At 71.3% G+C, this 15,787-nt stretch carries 16 protein-coding genes and 1 pseudogene; 11 read left to right on the top strand and 6 right to left on the bottom strand.

The features are described 5' to 3' along the window. A complete protein-coding gene (locus FB559_RS04945; RefSeq protein ID WP_141953764.1) occupies window positions 1-1,035 on the bottom strand; it encodes a serpin family protein in 1,035 nt (344 codons plus the stop codon). 31 nt (window positions 1,036-1,066) lie between these two features. Continuing rightward, the gene (locus FB559_RS04940; protein WP_141953762.1) at window positions 1,067-1,969 is read right to left on the bottom strand and encodes a glutathione S-transferase family protein; all 903 of its coding nucleotides are present in this window, start codon (window positions 1,967-1,969) and stop codon (window positions 1,067-1,069) included. 109 nt (window positions 1,970-2,078) lie between these two features. Between FB559_RS04940 and FB559_RS04935 the strand changes: the two genes are divergently transcribed. From FB559_RS04935 to FB559_RS04925, 3 genes are all read left to right on the top strand, one after another. After that, complete coding sequence (locus tag FB559_RS04935) at window positions 2,079-2,741, top strand: DedA family protein (protein WP_246121353.1); 663 nt, start codon at window positions 2,079-2,081, stop codon at window positions 2,739-2,741. Between the two features lie 85 nt (window positions 2,742-2,826). Beyond that, on the top strand, window positions 2,827-3,726 hold the full coding sequence (locus tag FB559_RS04930) for an SDR family oxidoreductase (RefSeq protein WP_141953760.1): 900 nt from the start codon (window positions 2,827-2,829) through the stop codon (window positions 3,724-3,726). Window positions 3,727-3,738: 12 nt separating this feature from the next. Next, on the top strand, window positions 3,739-4,554 hold the full coding sequence (locus FB559_RS04925; RefSeq protein WP_141953757.1) for an enoyl-CoA hydratase/isomerase family protein: 816 nt from the start codon (window positions 3,739-3,741) through the stop codon (window positions 4,552-4,554). Between the two features lie 2 nt (window positions 4,555-4,556). Here the strand turns inward: FB559_RS04925 and FB559_RS04920 are convergent, their stop codons facing one another. Next, complete coding sequence (locus FB559_RS04920) at window positions 4,557-5,216, bottom strand: cupin domain-containing protein (RefSeq protein ID WP_246121352.1); 660 nt, start codon at window positions 5,214-5,216, stop codon at window positions 4,557-4,559. Between the two features lie 146 nt (window positions 5,217-5,362). On the opposite strand from FB559_RS04920, the gene FB559_RS04915 reads away from it, so the two are divergent. The 4 genes and pseudogenes from FB559_RS04915 (at window position 5,363) to FB559_RS04900 (ending at window position 10,503) form a co-directional block, all read left to right on the top strand. Beyond that, window positions 5,363-5,947 carry a DUF1707 SHOCT-like domain-containing protein gene (locus tag FB559_RS04915; RefSeq protein ID WP_141953755.1) on the top strand — a complete coding sequence of 195 codons (585 nt, stop codon included), beginning with the start codon at window positions 5,363-5,365 and terminating at the stop codon, window positions 5,945-5,947. A 107-nt stretch (window positions 5,948-6,054) separates the two neighbouring features. Then, the gene (locus tag FB559_RS04910; protein ID WP_185792046.1) at window positions 6,055-6,801 is read left to right on the top strand and encodes a L,D-transpeptidase family protein; all 747 of its coding nucleotides are present in this window, start codon (window positions 6,055-6,057) and stop codon (window positions 6,799-6,801) included. 7 nt (window positions 6,802-6,808) lie between these two features. After that, window positions 6,809-7,641: pseudogene (locus tag FB559_RS04905) on the top strand (LLM class flavin-dependent oxidoreductase). Window positions 7,642-7,770: 129 nt separating this feature from the next. Continuing rightward, entirely contained in the window at window positions 7,771-10,503 is a 2,733-nt protein-coding gene (locus FB559_RS04900; RefSeq protein ID WP_141953750.1) for a hypothetical protein, read from the top strand. Window positions 10,504-11,053: 550 nt separating this feature from the next. On the opposite strand, the gene FB559_RS04895 is transcribed toward FB559_RS04900, so the two are convergent. Next, window positions 11,054-12,283 carry a CaiB/BaiF CoA transferase family protein gene (locus FB559_RS04895; protein ID WP_141953748.1) on the bottom strand — a complete coding sequence of 410 codons (1,230 nt, stop codon included), beginning with the start codon at window positions 12,281-12,283 and terminating at the stop codon, window positions 11,054-11,056. Between the two features lie 71 nt (window positions 12,284-12,354). Here FB559_RS04895 and FB559_RS04890 point away from each other — a divergent pair, with 71 nt between their 5' ends. Genes FB559_RS04890 through FB559_RS04875 form a run of 4 tightly spaced genes read left to right on the top strand, consistent with a single transcriptional unit; the run spans window position 12,355 to window position 14,324 of the window. After that, entirely contained in the window at window positions 12,355-13,164 is an 810-nt protein-coding gene (locus FB559_RS04890; RefSeq protein WP_141953746.1) for an IclR family transcriptional regulator, read from the top strand. A 47-nt stretch (window positions 13,165-13,211) separates the two neighbouring features. Next, a complete protein-coding gene (locus tag FB559_RS04885) occupies window positions 13,212-13,577 on the top strand; it encodes a VOC family protein (protein WP_141953744.1) in 366 nt (121 codons plus the stop codon). After that, window positions 13,570-13,896, top strand: coding sequence for an ArsR/SmtB family transcription factor (locus FB559_RS04880; protein WP_246121351.1), 327 nt, complete (start codon window positions 13,570-13,572; stop codon window positions 13,894-13,896). The genes FB559_RS04885 and FB559_RS04880 overlap by 8 nt, the downstream gene beginning before the upstream one ends. After that, window positions 13,893-14,324: an SRPBCC family protein gene (locus FB559_RS04875; RefSeq protein WP_141953740.1), complete on the top strand. Its 432-nt coding sequence runs from the start codon at window positions 13,893-13,895 to the stop codon at window positions 14,322-14,324. The genes FB559_RS04880 and FB559_RS04875 overlap by 4 nt, the downstream gene beginning before the upstream one ends. Before the next feature lie 108 nt (window positions 14,325-14,432). Here FB559_RS04875 and FB559_RS04870 read toward each other — a convergent pair whose 3' ends face one another. Together FB559_RS04870 and FB559_RS04865 are read right to left on the bottom strand one after the other, a co-directional pair. After that, the gene (locus tag FB559_RS04870) at window positions 14,433-15,518 is read right to left on the bottom strand and encodes an alcohol dehydrogenase catalytic domain-containing protein (RefSeq protein ID WP_141953738.1); all 1,086 of its coding nucleotides are present in this window, start codon (window positions 15,516-15,518) and stop codon (window positions 14,433-14,435) included. A gap of 52 nt (window positions 15,519-15,570) precedes the next feature. Beyond that, a complete protein-coding gene (locus FB559_RS04865) occupies window positions 15,571-15,765 on the bottom strand; it encodes a ferredoxin (protein WP_141953736.1) in 195 nt (64 codons plus the stop codon). Window positions 15,766-15,787 lie beyond the last annotated feature (22 nt).

Below are 15,787 nucleotides of genomic sequence, written 5' to 3'. Positions count from 1 at the left end.
TCAGGGCTCGACCACGTGGGCGAGGAAGTAGACGGCCTCGGTCGCCGGGTGGCGCACGACGACCGCGAAGGGCCGGTCGACGCGGAACTCCACCGGCCTGCTCATGTCGAGGCCCGCGGGCACCATGACCACCGCGGTCGCCGCCGCGCCCTCGAAGCCGTCCTCGTCGGCGTCGAGCACCGCCTTGTGCTCGATCCGGTCGATCTGCGTGGCCTCGGCGGTGATGCCGGAGAAGTCGGCGTCACGGGTGAAGGCGGTGGTGACACCCAGGGCGCGAAGGGGGTCGGTCAGGCTCGTCTGACTCTCGACCCGGAACCTCGGCACCGACAGCTCCACCTTCACCGACCTCGCGGCGTCGTACAGCCGCCGGAGCACCTGCGGAGACGGCGCGCTCTCGTCCGGCCCGAGCAGGACGTCCGCGACGACCCCGCCCTCGGCGGCGAGCGTGACCATCCGCCAGCCGTCAGCGTCGGCGTACGGCAGGTGCCCGGTACGGCGCATCGTCGGCACTCTCCGCCGTCCACCGGGGCCGTCGAAGGGCGCCGGCCGGGTGTCGCCCTTGGCGAACACCCGCTGCCAGGCGGCCTTGAGATAGAGGGCGTTGACGATGATCGCGGTGGTCTGCGCCTCGACCGAGCCGGGCGGCAGCAGGTCGCGGATGAGCTCGCGCGTCGTCTTGGCCACCTCGGCGTTGACGGCCCGCCGCGCGCCCTCGGCATCGCCGCCGAAGTCGGCGTGCCGCACCGCCGCGCCCGGGAAGCCGGCGACCGCGCGTTCGTAGGCCTCCTCGACGGGCAGCCCCTCGCGCATCCAGAGCGTGTTGGCCACGGCGATCTCCGCGCCGTCGAGCGTGGCCGCCTCGGCGATGCGGAGCTCGCCCGGTGCCGCGCCCAGCGCGCGCACCAGCTCGTCGTAGGTGCGGCCGCGTGCGCCGGCGGCGGCCAGACCGAGCGCCGACGCGACCGAGTACGGCGACCAGACCCGGTTTCCCGTCGCATCCAGCCGGCCGTCGAGGTTCAGCGCGAACTCATACATGCCACGAACGTACCCCGGGGCAGGCCGGAGATCAGGTCCAGGAGATGGCCGGGCCCTTGGGAACGATGCCGGAGGGGTTCAGGTGCCGATGGGTCTCGTAGTAGTGGCGCTTGATGTGGTCGAAGTCGGTGGTCTCACCGAACGCCGGGATCGCGTAGAGCCGCCGGGCGTACGCCCACAGGCCCGGGTAGTCGGTGATCCGCCGCAGGTTGCACTTGAAGTGGCTGTAGTAGACCGCGTCGAAACGCGCCAGCGTCGGGTACAGGCGCACGTCGGCCTCGGTGAGCCGGTCGCCGACGAGGAAGTCATGGCCCTCCAGCCGTGCCTCCAGGCGGTCCAGCGTGGCGAACAGCGCGTCGAACGACTCTTCGTACGCCTCCTGAGTGGTGGCCATCCCCGCCTTGTAGACGCCGTTGTTGACGTTGTGGAAGACCTCGTCGTTCAGCTCGTCGATCTCGGCGCGCAGCTCGCGGGGGTACAGGTCCGGTGCGCCCTGCCGGTGGAACGGAGCGAACGCCTCCGACTCGAACATGAGCGTGATCTGCGGATAGTCGTTGGTGACGAGGCGCTTGGTCTCGGTGTCCCAGACGCACGGCACGGTGTGCCGTCCGTCGTAGGAGGGGTCGGTCGCGGTGTAGAGCTCGGCCAGGAAGCGCATCCCGGTGACGGGGTCGCGGTCGTCCGGCGAAAGCGTGAAGCGCCAGCCGCGTTCGTCGCGGATCGGGTCCACGACCGTCACGCCGATCATGTCCTCGAGCCCCAGCAGCCGCCGCACGATCAGCGTGCGATGGGCCCATGGACATGCCAGAGAGACATACAGGTGATAGCGCCCCTTCTCGGCGGGGAAATCCTCGGAGCCGATCAGGCCGGTGAACCGGTTGGGCTGCCGTACGAACCGGCCGTCCTTCATCTCACGCGTCACGATGTTCGCCATGATCCTTCTCGCGGACGACGGGTAGTCCGACCTCCGGGCGATCCGGCGGCGTCGCCCTCCCCGTACGATTATGGTCATGGAGACGCCGGAACCGGGACGTTGAGCGCGCGTGGGCCACATCACCGACACTCTTCTGAACCTGCACGGCCCGGTCATCTACGCCGTGGTCGCGGCATTGGTGTTCGCCGAGGCGGCCCTCTTCTTCGGAATGGTCTTCCCGGGCGAGACGGCGATCGTCGTCGGCGGCGTGCTGGCCAGCCAGCACCGGGTCTCGCTCCCGATCCTGCTGATCATCGTCGCGGTCTCCGCCGTGGTCGGCGATTCCGTCGGTTATGAGATCGGCCGGCGTTTCGGCGACCGGCTGCTCGACACCAAGGCGCTGCGCAAGCACCGTGAAAAGCTCGACGGGGCGCACCACCTGCTCCGGCGGCGGGGCGCCATGGCGGTCTTCATCGGCCGCTTCACGGCCATCCTTCGCGCGCTCATGCCCGCTCTCGCAGGCAGTGCGCGGATGCCGTACGGGCGGTTTCTCGTCTTCAACGCGATGGGCGGCATCACCTGGGGCGTCGGCTTCACGGTGGGCGGCTACCTCGCCGGCACGGCCTTCGAGCAGGTCGCGCAGTGGGCCGGCCGGGTGCTGGCGATCGCGGTCGCCGCGATCGCGCTGATCGCGATCGCCATCTGGTTCGTCCGCCGCAGGCGCAGGGAGGCCGCCGAGCAGGCGGTGGCGGCCGAAGAGCCCGTGGCCGTCCCGGACCTGAGAGAGAACTGACCGCGACCGCACCTCCTCAGCCGAGCGGGATTCGGTTCAGTGATAGACACTGAGTCAGAAAACGCGTCGCGAGGAGGATGTGGAGATGTCGGAACTCCGGTTCAACGGACGAGTGGCGGTCATCACCGGTGCGGGGCAGGGCCTAGGCCGGCAACACGCGCTCGAACTGGCCGCGCGTGGCGCGAAGGTCGTCGTCAACGATCTCGGCGGAGCCCTCGACGGCAGTGGCTCCTCCACCGGGCCCGCGGCCGCGGTGGTCGAGGAGATCAAGAAGAACGGCGGTGAGGCGGTCGCCAACACCGACAACGTCGCGACCCCCGAGGGCGCCCAGGCGATCGTGCAGACCGCGCTGGACGCGTTCGGCAAGATCGACATCGTGGTGAACAACGCCGGCATCCTGCGGGACAAGTCCTTCAAGAACATGGCGCCGGAGGAGTTCGACCAGGTGATCGCCGTGCACCTGCGCGGATCGTTCCTGGTCACGCACGCGGCCTGGCCGCACCTTCGCGAGCAGGCGTACGGCCGTGTGGTCATGACCTCCTCGCCCGCCGGGCTGTTCGGCAACTTCGGCCAGGCCAACTACGCCTCGGCGAAGATGGGCCTGGTCGGGCTGACCAAGACGCTCGCCGCCGAGGGCGCCAAGTACAACATCAAGGTCAACGCGATCGCCCCGATCGCGTGGACCCGGATGACCGAGGAGATGTTCCCGCCGGAATACAAGGAGAAGCTGAGCGCCGAGCTGGTGACGCCCGTGGTGGCGTGGCTCGTGCACGAGAGCAACGAGGGTACCGGCGAGACCTACACCGTGGGCGGCGGCAGAGTGGCCCGCGTCTTCGTGGCGGAGGGGCCCGGCTTCACCGGCCAGAACGGTCTGCGCGCCGAGGACGTGCGCGACAACTGGCAGCAGATCAACGAGACCGAGCCGTATCTGCTCGCCAAGAACATCGGCGAGCAGACCATGGCCATCTTCGACGCCATCAAGTAGGGCGCGGGGTCGATGGGCGACATCGAGTTCGAGCGGCGGGACGGGCTGGCCGTGATCACCCTGTCCCGCCCCGAGCGGCTCAACGCGGTCACTCCCGCCATGGTCGAGGAGCTCATCGCCCTCTTCGACCGGCTCGCGACCGACCCGGCGACGCGCGTCGTGGTGCTCACCGGCGCGGGCCGGGCGTTCACCGCGGGCATGGACATCCTGGGCGACGGCGCGGGCGCGGCGCCGGCGGACGAGGCGAGTGAGCCGGAGGGCCGGGTCGCGCGGGCCTACAGCGGCATGGTCCGCAGCGGCGAGATCATCCTGCGGCTGCGAGAGATCCCGCAGCCGGTGATCGCCGCGCTGCACGGCCCGGTGGTCGGCATGGGAATGGCGATCGCGCTCGCCTGCGACCTGCGAGTCGCCGACCCGACCGCGAAGTTCATGGCGCCGTTCCTCAAGCTCGGCTTCTCGGCCGGGGATCTCGGGCTGACCTGGATGCTGCCCCGCCTGATCGGCACGTCGAGGGCCGCGGAGATCTTCTACCGGGCGCGCTCGGTCACCTCCGCGGAGGCGCGCGAACTCGGCCTGATCGCCGAGATGGCGGACGAGGGCGCGGACCTGGAGGCCGCGCTCGCGCTGGCCGCGGAGCTGCTGGCGAAGTCGCCGTTCGGGCTGCGGCACACCAAGGAACTGCTCAACCTCTCGCTCGACGCGTCCGGCCTGCGGGCGCACCTGGCGGTCGAAAACCGTACCCAGACGCTGGCGTTCCTGACCGAGGACCTGACCGAGGGCTTCGCCGCCACTGTGGAGAAGCGCGAGCCGCGGTTTCGTAACCGTTGAGGTCAGACGCTGAAGTCGGCGGGGTCGAAGCCGGGGGAGACGACGCAGCTCACGAGCACCTCCTGGTCACCCGCCGGCCGGGCGGCCTGCCAGATCCCGCCGGGCACGAGCGCCTGCGGCACCTGGCCGTGCTCGACGTCGGGGCCGAGCAGGACGGTGTTCTCCTCGCCCGGCGCGTCGCCGCGCAGGGTCAGCTCGAGCGGTCCACCGCGATGCCACAGCCACAGCTCGTCCGAGCGCACGGCGTGCCAAATCGACTCCTCGCCGACGCCGAGCAGGAAGTAGATGCCGGTGGCGGTGGCGCGCTCGCCGCCGTGCGCCGGGACCGGGGTCGTCGTCCTCCAGGTCTCGCGGAACCAGCCGCCCTCCGGGTGGGGCAGCAGGTCGAGCGCCTCGGCCACCGGGGGCCTGGGGAAGAAACCGGTCACCTGGCCGCTCGGGTCGCGCCGGGCGTACCGCACCTCCTCGACGGTGGACCGGTTGACCGCGCCGGGCAGCGGCATCCGCGAGAACGGGACGACCAGACCGACGACCTGCTCGTCGGCGAACGCGTCGTTGGCCAGCGCGACCGCGTCCTCTTCGGGCGAGTACGCGGCCGTCTCGCTGCGGAACGGCTGGTCCGGCTCGGATCGCCACGCGTCGAGTGTCGTGAGTAGCAGCACACGATCAACCTAACGGCCCGAGGTGCGTGCCGGTGGCCGGGCCCCGGCGAGTCGCCGGGTCGCGTCGTCCAAGATGAGAAGGTCTCGTCATTAGAGAGAAATGTCGTTAAGATACATCTCGACTTTGGCCGAAGAGGAGATCAATCATGGAGCCGTACCGCGAGGCGAAGCCGTCCGGCATGCGCGCCTCCGACCAGGAGCGGGACGCCACCGTACAGCGGCTGCAGGTCGCCTTCGCCGAGGGGCGCCTGGCGGACGGGGAGTTCGACGAGCGCATGCGCGCCGCGCTGGCCGCACGGACCCACGGCGACCTGGACGGGCTGCTCGTCGACCTTCCGTCCGCGACGGCGCCCGTCGTGCCGCGTACCGCGGTCACCCCCGGGAGCGGACCCAAACCCGGTCGCTACGCGGTCGCCTACAAGAACAACGTGCGCCACGCCGGGCGGTGGCGCGTGCCGGGGACGTTCCGGACGCTGGTCTACAAGGGCAGCGGGGTGTTCGACCTGCGGGCCGCCGAGCTCACCGAGCCGGTCACGACCATCCTCGCGATCGCCTACAAGTCCGACATCGAGATCATCGTGCCGCCGGGCATCCGCGTCGAGGTGAACGGCTTCGGCGTCACCCGTGACGAGGAATGGGCCGGTGAGCTGCCGGCCGACGCGCCGGTGCTGCACGTACGCGCGGTCGCGTACAAGGGCCTGGTGGAAACACGCACGATTCCCCGCCGCTGAGCGCGTGACCCCCCGAATATGTCAAGCGGACGAAATAAATGAGTAAAGCGTCCAATAGCGGGGACGCCGGGAACGACCAATCCTCTCGACGTCGTGGAGTGAACCCGATGCGAGTCAGCTTGGGCAAGGTCGTTCTCACCGGCACCGGCTCGGCGGTCCTCATGGCCCCGGTGTTCACCGCACAGGCCGTCGCCGCGCCCGCCCCCGCGCAGGCCGCCGTGCGGAGCGCACAGAACCCGCGGGCCGAGCTCGTCGGCCCGACGGTGCACTTCGGGGATCACGGTGCGGGGGTCGAGAAGCTGCAGCAGCGGCTGAAGGACCTCGGCTACGACCCCGGCACGGTCGACGGTAAGTGGGGTCAGGCGACGAGCTTCGCCGTCTGGGCGTTCCAGAAGGTCAACCACATCAAGCCGAGCTCCAACGCCGGCACGAAGACCTGGGCCGCGCTCGCGCTGCCGCACCTGCCCGAGCCGCTCGTGCCCAAGGGCGCCAAGAACCGCGCCGAGGTCGACGTCAAGCACCAGCTGCTCTACGTCTACAAGAGCGGACGGCTCGTCCTGACGAGCCACATCTCCTCCGGGACGGAGACGAGCTACTCCACCAACGGGCACACCGGCTTCGCGCACACGCCGCGAGGCAAGTTCCGGGTGTACCGCAAGGCCTCGGGCTGGGAGACCTCACCGCTCGGCACGCTCTACAAGGCCAACTACTTCGACGGCGGCTACGCCATCCACGGCGAGCCCGCGGTGCCGCTGCACCCGGCGTCGCACGGCTGCGTGCGGATCCCGATGGGCACCTCGAACATCGTGGCCAAGCTGCTGCCCATCGGCACGCGCGTCTACGTCCGAGGCTGACCGGCCGGTGCGGGTCGGGCTCTTCCTGCTGGCCGCGCAGTTCCCCGGCCAGACCCACGCCGAAGTGCTGGAGCGTACGGTCGCGGCGGCCGTGGCCGCCGAGCGGGCGGGCTTCGACGGAGTGTGGCTCGCCGAGCACCAGTCAGCGGGGGACGGTTCCGGCTGGGGGTCGGCCGGGGCGGCCCGTGGGTCGACCTGGAGGTGTTCGGCACCGGGCTCGCCCGGTACGAGTCCGGCTTCGGCGAGAGCCTGGACCTGCTGCTCGACGCGCTCACCGGCGAACGCGTGGGCGGGGACGGGACGTTCGCGTTCCGTCCCGTGCCCGTGGTCCCGCGCCCGCTGACCGGGCCACCCGTCGTGGTGGCCTGCACCTCCACGCACACGGTGGAGCTCGCCGCGCGGCGCGGCCTGCCGATGCTGCTCGGCATGCACGCCGGCGACGAGGAGAAACGCGCGCTGGTCGAGCACTACCGGCGGTACGGTCCGGCGGTGTCCGGCCACATGGCGGCGGCCGTCGCCTACGTCGCCGACAGCCGCGCCGAGGCCCAGCGCGTGCTCCGCACGGCGATGCCCCGCTGGCTCGGTCCGGGCCTTGCGGGATACGTACCGGTCGATGACCGTCCGCGACGGCGCCGCGACCCTGAGGAGTACGCCGCGCTGCTGTGCCGCATCCACCCGGTCGGGACGGCCGACGACTGCGTCGCGGCACTGGCGGAGACCGCCGAGCGTACCGGTGTCGAGCACTTCGCCCTCATGGTCGAAGGCACCGGAGACCCGGCGTTGACCAGGGAGAACATCGTCCGGCTCGGGGCTGAGGTAATCCCACGCCTCCGAGCGTGAGCGCTCTTCCACACCGCGTGGTGGCCCGCTCGGGGAAATCCGTGCCCGACATGCCCCTTCCCGTCGTCGTGGCGTCCCGAATCACGGTTTGATGGGTACCCGCACGGATGGTTTGACGAGAGGGACAGCGTGAGCACGACCGGCAACGGCGCCTCCCCTGGAGACTTCACCGGCGGCGGTGCCGCCCCTAGGCCACGGGATCGGGCCGGCCAGTCCGCGCCGCCGAGCGCGAAGAGCGAGCGCCGCCGGATCGGCGAGCGGCTGGCCGAGGCCGCCGCGACCGCCGAGACGGGCCGTGGCCGCGGGATGCCCAGCGCGTCGCCCTGGCAGCGTTCGAACGCCGTATGGCACCGCGCGGGCATCGACTGGAGCCGTGCCGATCCCGCGCCACGCGCCGCCCGGCCGGCGGCGAGCGTGCCGGCGCCGCGCCCGGCTCCCCAGTACCCGGCCCCGGTGCCGACGGCGCCGGCGCGGCCGCAGAGCCCCGCCCGGCCCCAGGACGCGGACGAGCCGTCCGGTGAGCGGGCCCCGGGCGACCCCGAGCCGTGGGTGCCCCCGAAGCGGCGCCGTCGCCTGCCGGCCCTTGACGGTCTCCCCGTCCTGCCCATCGCGATCGCGGTGGTGGCCGTCCTCATCGCCGGCGCCGGCGCGTACGTGCTGTTCGGCGGGGACGGCGGCGAGGCGAAGAAGCCGGCGGGCACGCCGGCCGTGGCGGCAGGGCGGCTGTTCGCGCTCGATCCCACGACGGCCACCGGCGGTCGTTCCCACACGCTCGACACCGTCGTCTCGTCCGGCAGCACGGCCGTGGCGATCGGCTCGGAGCAGGGCGGCGTCTACTCCCGCGGGCAGTTCCTGACCTCGGGCGACGGCGGCCACTCCTGGCGTCTCGCGGCGGTGCGCGCCGCCGACGGCGGCGATCCGCCGCAGGGGGAGTACCCCCAGCTCCTGGCCGGCGGGACGGGCGAGTGGGCGGCGCTGGGGAACACCCACGACGGCATCGTCGAGTGGACGAGCCGCGACGCGCGCACCTGGACCCGCCGCCCCCAGTCCGGTGCGTTCGGCTCCGGCGACACCGTCAGGCAGCTGGTACGTACGACGTCGGGCTTCGTCGCCGCGGGCACCGCGACGGTGAACGCCGCCACGCAGGCCGTGATCTGGACCTCCCCCGACGGCAGCACCTGGACGCGGCTCGGCGGCGACCCGTTCAAGCCGGCCTCCGGCGGCACGACCGTCGGGCTGTCCCAGGTCGCGGCACACGGTGACATCGTGGTGGCGCGTGGCCGGGTGCGGACCACCAAGACGGTGATCAAGCGAGTGAAGAGGAAGCGCAGGAAGGTCCGGCGGACCGCCGAGAGCGAGGCGTTCTGGCGTTCGCCCGACGGCGGGCGCAGCTGGGAGCCGGTGAGGGTCCCGCAGGGGCAGGGCTCCTCCGGTGACGTGGTGGATGTCGCCGCGACCCAGACCGGCTTCTTCGCCGCACGTGAGGCGTCCCGCACCACCGGCCGTAAGAGAAGGCGCACGACCACCGCGTACGGGGCGTTCTTCGGCTCGTCGGACGGCAAGAACTGGGCGACGGCCGGCCGGCTCGCGGTGAGCGGGTACTCCGGAATCCATCTGCTGCGGGGGACCGACAGCGGCCTGACCGTCCTCGTCTCCCTGCACGGCGGCAAGACCGCGGTCATGACCAGCGGCGACACCAAGGCATGGCGGCACGTCGCGGACCTGCCGGCCGGACGCACGCTCACCGGCGCGGCGCTCACCTCGCAGGGGCCGGTCGTGACCGGGCGGCTCGGCAGCGGTGACGCCTACTTGACGATGGCCGGCGCGGGCGACGTCAACCTCGCCGCCGTCCCCGACGCGGTGCACGCCGAACGCACGGTCGACGGAATCACGGCCGACGCCGGCCGGATCGTCGCGGTCGGCAGCACGAACGGCCGGGCCGCGCTGTGGACCTCGGCGGACGGCGCCGCGTGGAGCAGGGCGCGGCTCCCGGCTTCCAAGGCGCCGGGGCAGCAGCGTCTCGTCGACGTGGTCCACGGCGGGCCGGGCTGGCTGGCCGTCGGGGGTACGGGCTCGCGTTCGCTCGTGCTGATGTCGGGCGACACGAGCACCTGGCAGCCGGTGCCGGGCAGCCGTGCGTTCGGCGGTGCCCTCGTCCCGTCCGCGGCCGCCGCGAACGGATCCACCTATGTCGTGGTCGGCACCGACAACGGCACGACCGCCGCCGCGTGGTCCTCGGGCGATCTGAAGGACTGGGCTCGTTCCCGCGACGCCGGAAAGACCGATCTGGACGGCGGCCGGGCCGCGCCGAAGTGGATGAGCGACGTGACCGCCACGCCGAGCGGGTTCGTCGCGGTTGGCGGCCAGACGAAGAACAAGCTGTCGCAGCCCGCGCTGTGGACCTCGCCGGACGGCAAGCGCTGGACGCTGGCGACGACGGCACCCGCGCTGCCGCAGGGCACGACCGAGGGCGCGCTGACCAAGGTCGTCGCGCGGGGGAGCGTGCTGGTGGCCACCGGCATCGCCGGCGCGTACGTCTTCGCGTCGGTCTCCGCGGACGGCGGCCACACCTGGCAGCCGGCGGCACTGCCCGGCGCGGCGCCGGGTACCGCGCTCACCACGGCCACCGCGACACCGCGCGGATTCGTGCTCGCCGGCGGGACGCGGTCCGACGTGATCATGTGGACGTCGCCGGACGGCCGCACCTGGCGCGCCGTGCGCCCGCACGGCCTCGGTCTCGACGGGCCCGGTGTGCAGCGGCTCGACGGACTGACGGTGGTGGGAGCGAACCTGCTCGCGGTCGGTTTTACCGGCGACTACCGCACCGACGAGCCCACGCTGTGGCGGACTCCGACGCCCTGAACGCCTTCGCGGCCGCTCCCACGAGGTGAGCGGCCGCGAAAGAGGGGGGTCAGGTCAGCTGACGTGCAGGCTGACGCCGAGAAGGACGAGGAACCACAGGAAGATCGCGAGCAGCGCGCTGAGGACCTTCTTCAGCAGGCTGATCGTGATGTAGTCGTGGTCCCACGCCACGAAAATGCCAATCAATATGTAGATCAGACCGATAAGACTGACTCCGCCCCGTCTGCGCATCGGGACCTCCTTGGCTCGGTTCGAACGCCCGCGATTTGCCCGATAGGCGGCATTCGAAACTTTTGTCCGTAAATTGTGGGGGCTTGACTGTAGCGCCGGGGTCGCCGTTCGCGATGTAACAGTTGAGTCACCGCACAAGGGTGACCCGGCGGCCCGGTCCGGGACGCTCATCATGGCGAGACACCCGCCCGCGTATCGCGGGAGAAACGGGTGTCGCGAAGGGGCGGTCGGCAGCCTGGCAGCGCACGCCGGCCGCTCCTCTCACCTTCGGGCGAGCTCATGCGACGCCACGACGCCACGGCGTCCGGCCGCGAAGACGTCAGATCACTCCTTGTTCGCGCAGCTCGGCGCGGCGTGGAGCGTCGATGCCCAGCTCCGACAGGACCGCGTCGGTGTGCTCGCCGAGCTCCGGGCCGAGCCAGGTGACCCGGCCCGGGTTGCGGCCGAGCTTGGGCACGACGCCGGGGAAGATCACGTCCTCGCTGTGCCCGTCGCCGATCGCCACGGTGCGGCGCTCGTGCATCCCGCGCGCCGAGTAGTGCGGATCCTCCACGATCTCCTCAGCGGTCAGGATGGGCCCGTTCGGCACGCCCGCCTCCACGAGGGCCGCCTCGGCGGCGTCCTGGGTGCGTTCGGCCACCCAGGAACTGATGGCGTCATCCAGCTCCTTGGTGTTGCGTACGCGCCCGGAGTCGTCGGCCGGCCGTGGGCCGTCGGCGAGGTCGGGCCGGCCGACGACCCGCATGAGGCGACCGAACATCGCCTCCCCGTTGCCGCCGACCACGATGTACCTGCCGTCGCCGCAGCGGTAGGTGCAGGCGGGCGCGGCACCCGGAGGGCCGCTGCCCCCGGGTTCACGCACCACGCCGAACGCGTCGAAGTCGGGCACCAGCGACTCCGTCAGTGAGTACACGCACTCGTACAGGGCCACGTCGACCACCTCACCCGCGACGTGGTCACGCTGGAGCAGCCCCATCAGCGCGCCGATGACCGCGTACAGGCCCGCGACGGAGTCGGCGAGGCTGATCCCGATGCGGGTCGGCGGCTGGCCCGAGTGGCCGGTGAGGGCCCGCAGGCCGCCGACCGCCTCGGCCACGCCGCCGAAGTCGGGCCGGTCGCGGTAGGGGCCGGTCTGTCCGTAGCCGGAGATGCGGACCAGAACCAGGCCGGGGTTGGCCGCGCGCAGGTCGGCCGGGCCCAGGCCCCACTTCTCCAGCGTTCCCGGGCGGAAGTTCTCCAGGACGACGTCGGTGCCGGCCGCCAGCCGCAGCGCGATGTCCCGCCCTTCGGGACGGCTCAGGTCCAGGGTGAGTGACCTCTTGTTACGCCCCAGGATCCGGAACAGCAAGGAGGTGTCGCCGTCGTACAACCGCCAGCGTCGCAGCTCGTCGCCGACGCCCGGGCGCTCGACCTTGATGACGTCCGCGCCGAACTCGGCGAGCAGCCGCCCGGCGGTGGGCGCCGCGATGAAGTTGCCGAGCTCGAGAACACGGACGCCGGCCAGGGGGCCGTAGGTCTCCGGCGGGCCCGCTGCCGGGTCGGTGTTCATGGCCACCCTCCATAACATCCGCATCGTGGGTAGTCATCCCATAATGTGGTGTTGGTAGAGATGGGGTCAAGATGACGACGTCGGGTGAGGAGCGCGAGAAGGCCGCCGTGGCGCCGGTCCTCGTGATCCGGAAGGTCAAGCAGATCCTCGAGTCGTTCACGATCGAGGAGCCCGAGCTCACGCTGCAGCAGATCACCAGGCTGACCGGCCTGCCGTCGAGCACCTGTCAGCGGCTGGTGCAGAACCTCGTGCGCGAGGGGTTCCTGGACCGGTACGAGGACCGTTACCGGATCGGGCTGGGCCTCGTGCAGGTGGCGGCGCCGGGAACGTTCGGGCTCGACCTGGTAAGGCTGACGCGCCCGGCCCTGCGACGGCTGCGCGACGAGACCGGCGAGACGGCCTGCCTCTACATGCGCGACGGGGCGTTCCGCACCGTCGTCGCGCTGGCCGAGTCCCGCCACCCGGTCATCCGCCTGTTCGTGGTGGGCATGGTGATGCCCCTGCACGCGGGCTCGGCGGGAAAGGTCTTCATGGCCTGGGACCCCGCCGCGCGTCGCGACGCGGTGGGTCAGGGCCTGCCGCGCTACACCCCGCGTACCGTCGTCGACATCGACCTGCTCACCGAGCAGCTCGGGCAGATCCGGCGGGCCGGCTACGCGACCAGCTTCGAAGAACGCGACTACGGCGCGGCCTCGATCAGCGCCCCGGTGTTCGGCATGACCGGGGATCTCGTCGCGGCGATCGGAATCGGCGCACCCACCCAGCGCCTGGCACCCTCGGACACCGGCCGGCTCGCCTCGGCGGTCGTCGGCGCGGCCGAGGAGGCGTCCCGCCGGCTCGGTCACCGCACAGGCGTCCGCCCGGACAGCGCCGCGCTCTGACTCCTGGAGCGTTGACCGGTAGGGAAAATCCTACCTATTATGGCCCCATGAGTCTCACGCACATTCAGCTGCTGTCCGTGCCGGTCGCCGATCAGGACCGCGCGAAGGACTTCTACGTCGGCACGCTCGGGTTCGAGCTGGTGGCCGACACCGCGATGGGGCCGGACCAGCGCTGGGTGCAGGTACGGCCACGGGGCTCGGTGTCCTCGATCACGCTGGTCACCTGGTTCGAGACGATGCCACCCGGGTCGCTCAAGGGCCTGGTCATCGAGACCGACGACCTTCAGGGCGACATCGAGTCCCTGGGGCTCGGTGACGCGGATGTCCAGGACGCGCCCTGGGGACGGTTCGTCACCCTTGAGGATCCCGACGGCAACGGTCTCATCCTGCAGGCCACGGCCTCCGGTGCCTGAGAGCGACGTCTTCGCCGCACTGGCCAGCCCGGCGCGGCGGCAGCTGCTGGGGCTCCTGCTCGAACGCGGCCCGCTGCCCGTACAGGAGCTCGCCTCGCACTTCGCGATGCGCCGCCCCAGCGTCTCCGAGCATCTCAAGGTGCTCAAGGACGCGGGGCTGGTGGGCGAGCGCAAGAGCGGCCGGATGCGCTTCTACCACCTGGAGCCCGACCCCCTGCGCGAGGTCTCCCAGTGGCTCACCCCGTACGAGCGGTTCTGGCGGGAGAAGCTTTCGGGTCTGCGTGAGCTACTCGACGAAGAAGGCGACGCCCCGTCATGACCGACCCACGGGCCATCCACGTCGATGAGTTCCTCGCCCATCCGCCGGCGCGGGTCTGGAAGGCGCTGACCGACCCGGTTCTGCTGGCCAGGTGGCTGATGCCGAACGACTTCCGTCCGGTGGTCGGCCATCGGTTCACGTTCGTGACCGACCCGCGGCCGAACGCCGGCTTCGACGGTGTCGTCCACTGCGAGGTCCTGGTCGTCGAGCCGGAGAGCCTGCTGCGCATCAGCTGGCGCGGGGGTTCCCTGGACAGCACGGTGACCTGGACCCTGAAGTCCGAGGGCCGGGGTACCCGCCTGTTCCTCGAACACGACGGCTTCGATCCCGACGACCCGACCCAGCAGCTCAGCCGGCGGATCCTGGGCGGCGGCTGGCGTTCGAACGTCATGTCCGCGCTCCGGTCCGCGCTCGCCGACCTACCCTGACCGGGCGCTGTCGCGCCCCACCTCACGGGCGGCGGAACCCCGGTACGTTCCGGCCGCGGCCTGGTGCGTCACCGGCGATCCATGGAGGGATCGCCGGTGACACCGGGGTCAGTCGAACAGGACGACCTGACGGATCGCGTCGCCGCGCTCGAGGGTGGCGATGGCGTCGTTGAGGTCCTCGAACCGGATGCGCCGCGTGATGAGGCTCTCCAGGTCCAGCTTGCCGTTGCGCCACAGGGCCACGAAGCGCGGGATGTCGCGGCGGAGGTCGGAGCTGCCGTACAGCGACGCCTTGAGGTTCTTACCGTCGAAGAGCAGCTCGAACGCGTTGAACTGCACGTTGTCGTCGGCCGCGCCGGCGCCGACCACGATGACGTCGCCGCCGCGCCGGGTGAGCTGCCACGCCGCGCGGATCGTGGCGCTCCTGCCCACGACCTCGAAGGAGTAGTCGAAGCCCTGTCCGGCGGTGAGGAGGTTCTTCACGCCCTCGGCGTCGTCCGGCGTCGCGGTGTGCGTGGCGCCGAACTTCTTGGCGATCTCGTGCTTGGACTCCAGCGGGTCGATCGCGAGGATGGCCGCCGCGCCCGCCGCTTTGGCGCCCTGGATGACCGACAGGCCGACGCCGCCGCAGCCGACGACCGCGACCGCCGTGCCGGGACGTACCTGGGCGGTGTTGATCGCGGCGCCCACACCGGTCGAGATGCCGCAGCCGAGCAGCGCGGCGTACTCGTACGGCACGTCGTCGTCGACCTTGATGCAGGCCTCCCAAGGCACCACCATCTCCTCGGCCCAGGTGCCGCAGCCCGCCATGCCGAACGCCGGCGTGCCGTCGCCCAGCCGGAACCTCGGCTTGGTGTAGCCCTCGATGATGTACTTCAGGCAGAGGAACGGCCGCCCGGCGACGCAGTCCGGGCACAGGCCACAGGACGGCGTCCAGCTGATGACCACGCGGTCGCCGACCGCGACCTCGCTGACGTGCTCACCGATCTCGATGACCTCACCGGCGGCCTCGTGGCCGAGCACGGCCGGATAGCTGTTCGGCAGGGTTCCGCTCAGAATGGACAGGTCGGAGTGGCAGACCCCGGTCGCCTTGATCTTGACCTTGACCTCGGCGGGGTCCGGGCCGACCGTCGTCGCGTCGTCGCGGAGCTCGACCTCTTTGACCCCGGAACCTTGGATGACCGCTGCTCGCACCTTGTACCTCCAGGACGGGGCCGGTCCCGGAGGCCGGCCGATGATCGGGGTTTCAGTCCTCGTTGAGGGTCAGCGCGGCCTTGGGGCAGGACCGTACGGCGTGCCGGACGCGGTCGGCCAGCTCCGCGGGCGGCGTCGGCTGGGCGATCTGCAGCGCGTCGTCGTCATCGAGGTCGAAGACCTCGGGGACGAGCCCGACACAGACACCATTGGCCTCGCAGACCAGTGGGTCGACCCGTACTTCCATGACGCTGTTCCCCTCCGGTCAG

This window comes from Actinoallomurus bryophytorum, from assembly GCF_006716425.1.
GTDB classification, from domain to species: Bacteria; Actinomycetota; Actinomycetes; order Streptosporangiales; family Streptosporangiaceae; genus Actinoallomurus; species Actinoallomurus bryophytorum.
This window is presented reverse-complemented; position numbering and strand designations above follow the sequence as displayed.

Excerpts from the sequence above, each read along its gene's own strand:
- FB559_RS04945 (WP_141953764.1), bottom strand. The coding sequence starts at position 1,035 with ATGTATGAGTTCGCGCTGAACCTCGACGGCCGGCTGGATGCGACGGGA.
- FB559_RS04940 (WP_141953762.1), bottom strand. The coding sequence starts at position 1,969 with ATGGCGAACATCGTGACGCGTGAGATGAAGGACGGCCGGTTCGTACGG.
- FB559_RS04930 (WP_141953760.1), top strand. The coding sequence starts at position 2,827 with ATGTCGGAACTCCGGTTCAACGGACGAGTGGCGGTCATCACCGGTGCG.
- FB559_RS04925 (WP_141953757.1), top strand. The coding sequence starts at position 3,739 with ATGGGCGACATCGAGTTCGAGCGGCGGGACGGGCTGGCCGTGATCACC.
- FB559_RS04915 (WP_141953755.1), top strand. The coding sequence starts at position 5,363 with ATGGAGCCGTACCGCGAGGCGAAGCCGTCCGGCATGCGCGCCTCCGAC.
- FB559_RS04910 (WP_185792046.1), top strand. The coding sequence starts at position 6,055 with ATGCGAGTCAGCTTGGGCAAGGTCGTTCTCACCGGCACCGGCTCGGCG.
- FB559_RS04895 (WP_141953748.1), bottom strand. The coding sequence starts at position 12,283 with ATGAACACCGACCCGGCAGCGGGCCCGCCGGAGACCTACGGCCCCCTG.
- FB559_RS04890 (WP_141953746.1), top strand. The coding sequence starts at position 12,355 with ATGACGACGTCGGGTGAGGAGCGCGAGAAGGCCGCCGTGGCGCCGGTC.
- FB559_RS04885 (WP_141953744.1), top strand. The coding sequence starts at position 13,212 with ATGAGTCTCACGCACATTCAGCTGCTGTCCGTGCCGGTCGCCGATCAG.
- FB559_RS04875 (WP_141953740.1), top strand. The coding sequence starts at position 13,893 with ATGACCGACCCACGGGCCATCCACGTCGATGAGTTCCTCGCCCATCCG.
- FB559_RS04865 (WP_141953736.1), bottom strand. The coding sequence starts at position 15,765 with ATGGAAGTACGGGTCGACCCACTGGTCTGCGAGGCCAATGGTGTCTGT.